Source organism: Streptomyces lonarensis (assembly GCF_012033735.1).
GTDB classification, from domain to species: Bacteria; Actinomycetota; Actinomycetes; order Streptomycetales; family Streptomycetaceae; genus Streptomyces; species Streptomyces lonarensis.
The window spans coordinates 1-9133 of the sequence record NZ_JAAVJD010000214.1; the positions used below are offsets into that span (position 1 = coordinate 1).

9 protein-coding genes are annotated in these 9133 nt (G+C 76.0%); 5 read left to right on the forward strand and 4 right to left on the reverse strand.

Annotation, left to right across the window (positions count from 1 at the left end; translation table 11 throughout):
- Positions 1-131 precede the first annotated feature (131 nt).
- Positions 132-1043 carry a DNA-3-methyladenine glycosylase family protein gene (locus HCN56_RS20525; RefSeq protein WP_167973292.1) on the forward strand — a complete coding sequence of 304 codons (912 nt, stop codon included), beginning with the start codon at positions 132-134 and terminating at the stop codon, positions 1041-1043.
- 66 nt (positions 1044-1109) lie between these two features.
- Here HCN56_RS20525 and HCN56_RS20530 read toward each other — a convergent pair whose 3' ends face one another.
- Positions 1110-1727 (reverse strand): acyl-CoA thioesterase, encoded by a 618-nt coding sequence (locus tag HCN56_RS20530; RefSeq protein WP_245246805.1) that lies wholly within the window; start codon positions 1725-1727, stop codon positions 1110-1112.
- A gap of 222 nt (positions 1728-1949) precedes the next feature.
- Here HCN56_RS20530 and HCN56_RS20535 point away from each other — a divergent pair, with 222 nt between their 5' ends.
- Positions 1950-3206 (forward strand): LCP family protein, encoded by a 1257-nt coding sequence (locus HCN56_RS20535; RefSeq protein WP_167973294.1) that lies wholly within the window; start codon positions 1950-1952, stop codon positions 3204-3206.
- Positions 3207-3274: 68 nt separating this feature from the next.
- On the opposite strand, the gene HCN56_RS20540 is transcribed toward HCN56_RS20535, so the two are convergent.
- Both HCN56_RS20540 and HCN56_RS20545 read right to left on the reverse strand, forming a co-directional pair.
- A complete protein-coding gene (locus tag HCN56_RS20540; RefSeq protein WP_312871323.1) occupies positions 3275-4000 on the reverse strand; it encodes an ATP-binding cassette domain-containing protein in 726 nt (241 codons plus the stop codon).
- Positions 4001-4257: 257 nt separating this feature from the next.
- Positions 4258-4851: a phosphatase PAP2 family protein gene (locus HCN56_RS20545; RefSeq protein WP_209312990.1), complete on the reverse strand. Its 594-nt coding sequence runs from the start codon at positions 4849-4851 to the stop codon at positions 4258-4260.
- A gap of 606 nt (positions 4852-5457) precedes the next feature.
- Between HCN56_RS20545 and HCN56_RS20550 the strand changes: the two genes are divergently transcribed.
- The 3 genes from HCN56_RS20550 to HCN56_RS20560 all read left to right on the forward strand — a co-directional run bounded on the left by HCN56_RS20550 (position 5458) and on the right by HCN56_RS20560 (position 7941).
- Complete coding sequence (locus tag HCN56_RS20550; protein WP_167973296.1) at positions 5458-6312, forward strand: hypothetical protein; 855 nt, start codon at positions 5458-5460, stop codon at positions 6310-6312.
- 286 nt (positions 6313-6598) lie between these two features.
- On the forward strand, positions 6599-7333 hold the full coding sequence (locus HCN56_RS20555) for a TRADD-N-associated membrane domain-containing protein (RefSeq protein WP_209312991.1): 735 nt from the start codon (positions 6599-6601) through the stop codon (positions 7331-7333).
- A 158-nt stretch (positions 7334-7491) separates the two neighbouring features.
- Positions 7492-7941, forward strand: a complete 450-nt coding sequence (locus tag HCN56_RS20560) for a hemerythrin domain-containing protein (protein WP_245246806.1) — start codon at positions 7492-7494, stop codon at positions 7939-7941.
- A gap of 82 nt (positions 7942-8023) precedes the next feature.
- Here the strand turns inward: HCN56_RS20560 and HCN56_RS20565 are convergent.
- Positions 8024-9133: NADase-type glycan-binding domain-containing protein (locus HCN56_RS20565; protein WP_167973300.1), on the reverse strand; the 1110-nt coding region annotated here is incomplete at its 5' end.

Genomic DNA, 9133 nt, shown 5'->3' on the forward strand with positions numbered 1-9133 from the left:
TCGAAACCCCTTCGATCAAGAAGACCATCGAGGCGTGTCCGATCTTCACTCGTGCGCGCTCCCTGTCGCCTGGGGGGATACCCACCCGAGGGCCCGGCGCGGGGTGGGGCGGACCGTACGCTGAGCGGGCCATGCGGGAGAGGACCTGGGCGCCCGGCGACCCCTACGACCCGCGCCGCACGCTGTCGGTGCTGCGGCGCGGCATCGGCGACCCCACCTTCCGGAGCGAACCCGACGGCACCGCCTGGCGCGCCACCCGCACCCCCGACGGCCCCGCCGCGCTGCGCGTCTCGCCCGGCCGCCCGGTGCGCGCCACCGCGTGGGGGCCGGGCGCGGAGTGGGTGCTGGACAGGCTGCCGCAGCTGCTGGGCGGGGAGGACCGGCCGGAGGAGTTCGTCGCCCACCACCGGCCGGTGGCCGAGGCGGCGCGGCGCCACGCCGGGCTGCGGCTGGTCCGCACCGGGGCGGTGCTGGAGGCGTTGATCCCCTCGGTGCTGGAGCAGAAGGTCACCACGCGGGAGGCGTACCGCTCGTGGCGGCGGCTGGTGAACCGGTTCGGTGAGCGGGCGCCCGGTCCGGCCGGCGAGGGGGACGCACCGATGCGGGTGATGCCCGACCGCGAGGGCTGGCTGCGGGTGCCGTCATGGGAGTGGCACCGCGCCGGGGTGGACGGCAAGCGCTCCGACACGGTGATGCGCGCCGTCCGGGCCGCGCCCCGGCTGGAGCAGGCGGCCCAGATGGCGCTCCCGGAGGCGATCGCCCGGCTCTGCCTGGTGCCCGGGGTCGGCCCGTGGACGGCGGCGGAGGTGCTGCAGCGCAGCAACGGCGCGGCGGACGCGGTGACCGTCGGGGACCTGCACCTGCCGGGGATCGTCGGGTACGCCCTGGCCGGCGAACGGGACGCCGACGACGCGCGGATGCTGGAACTGCTGGCGCCCTACGCGGGCCAGCGGTACCGGGCGACGCGGTACATCATGCTGACCGGCCTCGTCCCCCCGCGTCGCGGGCCGCGGCGGGAGGCCGTGGACATCGGTCGCTGGTGACCCGTGGCGACCGCCGGTGACCTGCGTCTCCGGCGTCCGCCGGCGGCGCCGCCGCGGCAGTGGGCGTCAGCCGTCGGTGTCCAGGCCGTCGGCGATCCGGCGCTCCCGCAGCTCCTTGATGGCGCGGCGGCGGGCCAGTCGGTGGGTGCGGCGGATCTGCGCCTCCTGGTAGCGGCGGCGGTCCCGCTCGGTCTCGGGCACGACCTGCGGCACGGGGCGGGGGCGGCCGTGCTCGTCCACGGCGGCGAACACCAGGTAGGCGGTGCCGACCTGGGTGGCGGGGGTCGACTCGTTCCAGCGCTCGGCGAGGACGCGGACGCCGACCTCCATGGAGCTGCGTCCGGTCCAGTTGACCTGTGCCCGGACGTGGACGAGGTCACCGACCCGGACCGGCTCCAGGAAGACCATCTCGTCCATGGAGGCGGTGACGGCTGGTCCGCCGGAGTGGCGGCCCGCGACAGCGCCGGCCGCGTCGTCGACGAGCTTCATGATGACGCCGCCGTGGACGGTGCCGAGCAGGTTGGTGTCGCTCGCGGTCATGATGTGGGAGAGCGTCGTGCGGGAGGCGGCCGTCGGTCTGGTGGCCGGACGTGCCGCCGCAGATCCGGGGGTCTCCTCGTGGGGCGCCCCCGGGCCGCCGCCGGCGCCCGGGGCGCCGTCGCGGGCGGTGATCGGTTCGGTCATGCCGTCCACTGTAGGCGGGGCGGGGACGCCCCACCGGCCCTGACCGGCGGTTTCGGCCCCGCCGCGACGAGAGCCCGGTCACACCCCGCCGCCGTCGCCGTGGGCCCCGCCGGCACGCCGGGCGCGCGCGGGGTGCGGCGGGCGCGGGGCGCATTGCATCAGCTCTGCCACAGATCCCGACCCCCTCTCCCGGGGCGGTCCGCGGGACGGCAGACTGACGGCATGAATGACTGGCCCGAGGGATGGACCGAACAACCGCACCCCCGGCGCGGACGCGGCGGTCCCCCGCAGCCCGAGGGCGCTCGGGTCATGCCCCACGTCTCGCGCCAGGCGCCTCCCGGGCAGGGCGGCCACGGCCAGGGGCCCGCCTACGGCGACCATCGGTACGACCGGTACGAGCAGCCGCAGGCACCGCCGCAGCGGTCGGGAGGCGGGTACGGAGGACCGCCGTCCGGCTACGGCTACGACGAGCACGACGCGTACCGGCCGCGGCCCAACTGGGGGCGCCGCATCAAGTGGACCGTGATCTCGCTGGTCATGGTGATGCTGGTGACCGGGGTCGGTACCTACCTCTGGGCGGACTCCAAGCTGCGCCGCGAGGTCGACCTCTCGGTGGTCGAGGAGCGCCCCGACGGCGGCGAGGGCACCAACTACCTGATCGTCGGCACGGACAGCCGCGAGGGGCTGACGGCCCAGGAGCGCGAGGACCTCCGCACCGGCCACTCCGAGGGCGCCCGCGCCGACACGATGATGATCCTCCACACCGGCAGCAACGGCAACGCGCTGGTCAGCCTGCCGCGCGACTCCTGGGTGACGATCCCCGAGTTCACCGGTTCCACCTCCGGCAACCGAATCCCCGCCTCGCAGAACAAGCTCAACGCGGCCTACGCCATGGAGGGCGCGGAACTGCTGGTGCGGACGGTCGAGTACAACACCGGGCTGCGCATCGACAACTACGCCGAGATCGGCTTCGGCGGCTTCGCCTCGGTGGTGGACGCGCTCGGCGGGGTCGAGATGTGCTTCGAGGAGGCGGTGCAGGACAAGAACTCGGGCGCCGACTTCGAGGCCGGCTGCCAGGACCTGGACGGCGCGCAGTCGCTGGCGTTCGTGCGGCAGCGGTACCAGGAGGCCATGGGCGACCTGGGCAGGACGCAGAACCAGCAGAAGTTCCTGGGCGCGCTGGGCAACCAGGTCGCGTCGCCCGCCACCCTCCTCAACCCGTTCAAGCTCTACCCGACCATGGGCGCCAGCCTGGACTCGCTGATCGTCGACGAGGAGATGAGCGTCTTCGAGCTCGGCCGGATGTTCCTGGCGCTGCGCGGCGTGCAGGGCGACGGCGGCACCCAGATGAACGTCCCGGTCGCCGACCCGGGCTACGCCACCGACAAGGGCTCGGCGGTGCTCTGGGACAAGGAGGCCGCGGCTCAGCTGTTCGAGCAGCTCAAGAACGACGAGACGGTCTCGGCCCCCGAGGGCTGACGCCGCGGGACTCACAGCGGGGCGGACGGTCGCACGGCGACCGGCCGCCCCGCTCCCGTAGGTGGGGGTCAGGCCGCCGAGCCGCGGGCCGCGCCGACGCCGGCGGGGCGCCGCGCGGGGGTCAGCCGCCCCTCGGACAGCTCCAGCACCGCGTCGGCCAGCCGGAGGCTGTCGAAGGTGCCGGGCTCGGGTGCCAGCCGTCCGACGACCAGGACCGACCGCCCCTGGTCCCGGAGCCCGCAGACCACCTCCCAGAACCTGCGGCGCGTCTCGCGGTCGAGTTCCTGGCAGGGGTCGTCGAGGACGAGCAGCGCCGGGTCGTGCATGAGTGCGAGGGTGAGGTTGACCTTCTGCCGGGAGGTGGGGTCGAGCGACGCCGCGTCCTCGTGGCGGAGGTGCCCGGCGCCGAGCTGGTCGAGCAGCTCCAGCGCGCGCCGGGTGTCGCGCAGCCGGTAGGTGGCCTGGAAGTACCGGAGGTGCTCGTCGACGGTCAGCATGTCGTTGAGCACCGCCTGCTGCGGGCAGAACCCGGCCGCGGTGGCGCGCTCCACCCGGCCTCGGTCCGCGGGGAGCCGGCCCGCGGCGATCCGGGCCAGGGTGGTGCGGCCGGCGCTCCGGCTGCCCGCCCCCTCCGGGGCGGGGCGGTGCGGCGCCGACCTGCCCGGCGCGTCCGCGGCGGCGGTGACGCAGACCAGCGCCCCCGCCGGCACCTCCAGGCAGGCGCCCCGGAGCACCTCCCGCCTGCCGTACGTCTTGTGCACCCCGGTGAGCCGCATTCTGGTGCCGTCGTCCACCCGTCCCCCTCTCCACCGTCGCGGCCCGGCCGCCCCGGACGGGCCCGCCGGAGCTGCCTGCCCCGCCTCCGGGTTCAACGACCGGACCGGGGCCAGGACACCGGCACGCACCGTCGCTTTCCGGACGAACACGCCTGACGTGCAACGGGGTTGGAGTGGCTTGAGGGCCCGTTGGGCCGTCCCGGGCGGGCCGGCCGCGACGGATCGACGGCAGGGCGGGGGGCGGGAGCGCGGCGGCCAGGGCCGGGCCGCAGGGGTCAGCGCAGCAGGGAGTAGCCGACCGCGCCGATCAGGGCGCCCTGCGCCCCGCCGGCGACGACCTGCGCGAGGGTGTGGTCCCGCAGGGCGACCCGGGACCAGCCGGTCAGCAGCGGCAGCAGCGCCGTCAGCAGCAGCGCCTGGCCGAAGGTGGTGATCAGCACCGCGGTCGCCCCCGCGGCCACCGCGGTGTGGACCGAGATCTTCCACCACAGCGTCACGGCGACGGTGGTCGCCCCACCGGCCAGTATCGCGACGACCAGCGCCGCCAGGTCGCGCGGCGCCCCCGGCAGTGACCACAGCAGCACCACGGCGACCGCCACGCACCCGACGCCCACCAGCAGCGGCACGGTCCGCTGCTCCCGGTCGGTGATGTGCCAGTCGGCCCACCAGCCGCGGGCCACGCCGAAGAGGACGAACCCGTACGGCAGGACGCAGCACAGCAGCACGGTGAGCAGCGCCCAGCCGAGCCCGGCGGCGGAGCCGGTGGCGTGCAGCCCGACCGCGCACAGCACGATCAGCAGCAGCACCCCGGGCGAGCACGCCTCGGTCACCCAGCGCGCGAGGCGGGGTTCCCGCCAGGCTTCGGCCACGGGCACTGCGACGGGCGGGGGCGCCTGACGGGCAGGAGGCGGCGGGTCGGCTGACGGAGTGGACACGGCGACGCCTCTCCCCTCGCGGCTGCACGAGGGCGTTGGGGACGGGGATGCGCGGCGGTCCGGGGCACCGGGCGCCCCGCCGCGGGAGCGGCCGGTCGGGCCGCTCCGGCCGAGCGGCGGGGCGCCGGGCCGGACACCGGGAAGACCGTACCCGCGGGCCGGGGGCGCGTCGGCGCCACCCGCATGCCCGCGCCAGGCACTCCCCCACTCGGCGCAATGCGGTCCGCGGCGGGTCGGCGGGGCGGCGACCGGCCGGTGCGCCCCGATCGTGCGCCCCCGCTCCCTCGCGGGCCCCCGCACGGCGCCCGACCGCGGCACTGTGCCCCGTGCCGCCCCCCGCGTGCCGCTCGGCGCGAGCACAGCGCACCCCCGCGCCGCGCCTTCCCCCCGAGAGCCCCTCCGACCTGCGGTTCCGGGTAGGCCCCGGGGGTATCTTCGGGAGTGACGCGCCACGGCAGGGGGACCGGGGCGCCGTCCGCCGCACCGGGCGCGCCACCTCCCCTCGAACTGGATCGGACACACGCAGCGGGAGGTCCCGAGATGACCGCAGCCTCGTACCTGACCGGCTCGGCGCTCGACGCCGACGTCCTCGACCGCCTGCCGGAGTTCGTCGCGGCGGTCTCCCCCCGGATGGCCGACCTGCCGGAGGTCGGACGTACCTGGGTGGTGCACGGCGGCGCCCCCCTGGGAGGGGCCCGGCCCGGCGGCGGCATCGACGCGCTGCTGCTGCTCCCCGGGCCCGTCGACGCCCCCACCCCGCACCGCCGGAGCGTGCGGTGGGGGCGGACGCCCGTCACCGTCCACGTGCTGACCTTCGGGGACCTGGCCGACGACGGCGCGCCGCGTCGCTTCGGGGGGTACTTCTCCCTGCGGCTGTTCACGCCGTTCGTCGCCGAGGGGGCGATACCGGCACCGGCACTGGCGATGGCGACGGCCAGGTTCCTCGGGCCGCTGGCACGCGCGGTGACGGTCCGGGGGGTGCCCGGCCCCTGGAACGCCGACCAGATACTGGCCCACGGCTACCTCGCCTACCTCGACCTGTACCCGGACCACGCGGGTGCGCTGGCCGCCGCCACGGCGGACCGCGAGCGGTGGCGCGCGATGTGGGCACACCAGCGGGACGTCCACGTGGAGGCGCTGCGCCGCACCGGCCACATCGCGCCGGTGGCGGACGGCCGGTGGCGCTACACGGGCCTGGCGCCGGTGACCGACCCGCTGCGGGAACGAGCCCGCTGCGTGGCGAGGTTCTGGGCGCTCGGTGCGACCTGCCACGGCGCGGACGCCGGTTTCCCGGAGGCGTACTTCCGCTCCGTCGACGAGCGGGCGACCCGGCGCGAGCAGGCGGCCGCGGTCTTCCTCGTCCACGACATCGCCGCGAGCGGCCGCTGCCCCTGACCCCCCGGCCGCGGCGCATGCCCGGTGCGCGGGGCGCGGGCCGCTGCCGTGGCGCGCGGCCGGTCCGCGGTCCGGCCCGGCGTCCGGTGCCGGACGCCCGCACCTCCGACGCCCGGTACAGCTGTACGACACCCCGCGGGGGTGCGCCCGGCGTGTTCTCCACCCGATCGTGGTCGGCGTACGTCCTCCGATGGGTGGATCTGCGGCATTTGGGGCACCGGGGCTCGCAAGCCGGTTCTAGGCTGGACGCAGCCGAGCTACCACCGGACCGTGCGACGGGGGAGACATGGCAGCGCGCAGCGACGACAGCACCAGGGGCGAGGGCGGCCCGCGGGTGGGCGGCGAGCAGCCGCCGGCCGCCGAGCAGGAGAACGGGACCCCACCGGGCGACACCGGCGGCATCAACGTCTCCGCCCTCTCCGGCGCCATCAACGTCGGCAGCCAGAGCAACGTCTACATCGGCCACGACGTCTCCGCCGCGGCGGGGCAGTCCGCGCCGAAGCCCGGGGGCGAGGGCCGCCGGAACCTGGCGGAGCAACGGCAGCGGTTCTTCTTCGACTTCCTCGACCACTCGCTGCGGCAGGCCGAGTGGACCTTCCGGCTCAGTGTCTGGTTCATGTCCGGGGGCGCGGCGGTGCTGCTGGCCGGCGGGGTCCTCGCCCTGGTCCACGCCCGCTCCGCCGACCTCAGCTACCTGCCGGTGGTGACCAGCCTGACCGGCACGCTGATCACGGTCGGCGGCGGGGCGCTGGCGGTGCAGGCGCGCCGGGCCCGGGCCCACGTCACGGAGCAGGCGGACCGCATGGACCTGAAGATCGACCTCGATCACAAGTTGGACATGGCCATCGCCCTGATCGAGCGGGTCGACGACCCGCGGGCGCGCGACCGGCTGCACGCGGCGGCGGCCATCCGGGCGCTGGACATGCAGTCCAGCCCGGAGGTGATGGTGGACCGGCTGCTGCCGGGCCAGGTCGACCGCCGGCGGGAACTGGACGAGCCGGGCGGGCCGTCGGCGGCCTGACGCGCCGGGGTGGCGTCTCCCCGGCGCCGCACCGGTAGGCTGCGCGCAGCGTCGCGTGCCGGTGGCGGACCGCGTCAGGCATGGAGGCGCCGAACCGGAGAGAGGTCCCATGGACTTGTCCCCGTTCCCCACCCGTGGGTGAGGGAGAACGGACCAGGTTGATCGCCTGGAACATCGAGATGCAGCGCGTCCACGGACGGCTGCGCGAGGCACTGCTGGTCGTGGAGGAATCCCTCGACGACGACCGTCCCGGGACGACGACCGGGGTGCGTGACCTGCTGCTGTACTGCCGGGGCTTCTGCGGCGCGCTCAGCGGGCACCACCGCGGGGAGGACACCACCCTGTTCCCGGAACTGTCCGCACGGCACCCGGAGTTGCGGGAGACGCTGGCCCGGCTGGCGCAGGACCACAGCATGATCGAGTACCTGCTGACCCAGTTCGAGCAGGCGGTGCGCAGTTCGGCCCCCGGGCCGGAACTGGCCCGGCATCTGGCGGGCGTCTCGGCGGTGATGGAGTCCCACTTCCGCTACGAGGAGCGCCGGTTGCTGGGCGTCCTCGCCGCGTTGGAGTGGGATGCCGACCCGGGGGAGGTGTTCGGCCCGCTGTGATCGAGAGGCGGTCGTCGCCCGCCCGGTGCCGGCCCGCGAGGACGGGGCCGGCACCGCGGTCGGTCCGGCGGCCGTCTCGGTCTCAGCGGCCGTAGGAGCCGGACGGCCCGAAGAGTTCGATCTCCGCGATGGCCACCTGCGTCTCGTCCGAGGCGTTGTGGGCGGTGACCACGGTGAACCGGATGGACCGGACGTCGTGGGCGCGGAACGGTACCCGCTTGGGTCCCAGCCCGCGGGCGAGCTCGATCTCCCGGGTGAAGGACTTGCCGTCCTCGGTCGTCACCAGCACCTCCATCCTGCGCGGCTGGGCCGAGGTGTCCAGGTCCCTGGTACGCGTCGACCGGCCGGGGGTGATCACCAGGTCCAGGATGCTGACCGCCCGGTCGAAGTCCGCCTGAATCCACTCCCCCGTGCCGGCCCCTCCCACCCCGGGCCCCCACCAGGTGTCGCTGACCTGGTCGAAGGCGTTGTCCGGCGGGTGGCCCTCGAACGACCGGGAGGCGCCGTACTGGTCGGGGTCGACGGCGGCACGCTTGGCGAAGTGGTCCTGGGTGGCGCTGATCGCGGCGGGCAGCCGCACCAGCCCCGCGACGAGGAGTGCGCCGATCGCCGCGGCGGCGATCCAGCGGACGAGGTGGGCGTAGGTGCGGCGGACCCGGGGGCGCTCCCCCGCCCAGTGCATCCTCCGGTCGTCCCCGCCGAGCAGCCGTCGCCACCACGGGAGGCGTTCGGGTTCGTCGTCGCGGTCCGCGGCGTCCATCGGCATGGCGCAGCGGGCGCAGAAGTGGCGGTCGGTCCGGTTGGGGGTGCCGCACCAGCCGCAGGGGACCCCGCCGGCCACCCCCGGCTCGGAGCCGGGGCCCCGGCTCCGCATCGGCGCGGGCGAGGGGCGGCCGGGGAGCGTCGGGAGGACCTCCTCCTCGGCCGGTGCGGACGGTTCCGCCACGGGGACCAGCAGGCTGCGGGCGCGGTCGGCCATCTCCAGCGGGGGTGCGGCCGGTTCGGGCGGTGCGGCGGCCGGCGGCTCCGCGCCGTACGCGGTGGCGTCGGGGCCGGGGCGGCGGACCGGGACCGTCGTCGCGGTGGTGGCGGGGTCGGACGGCGGGTCGACCGGGTCGGCGGGCCGCCTCGGGGACGGCGTCGGGCGGTGGCCGCCCTTGCCGAGCCGGACGCCGCCGGTGGCGGGCCGGGT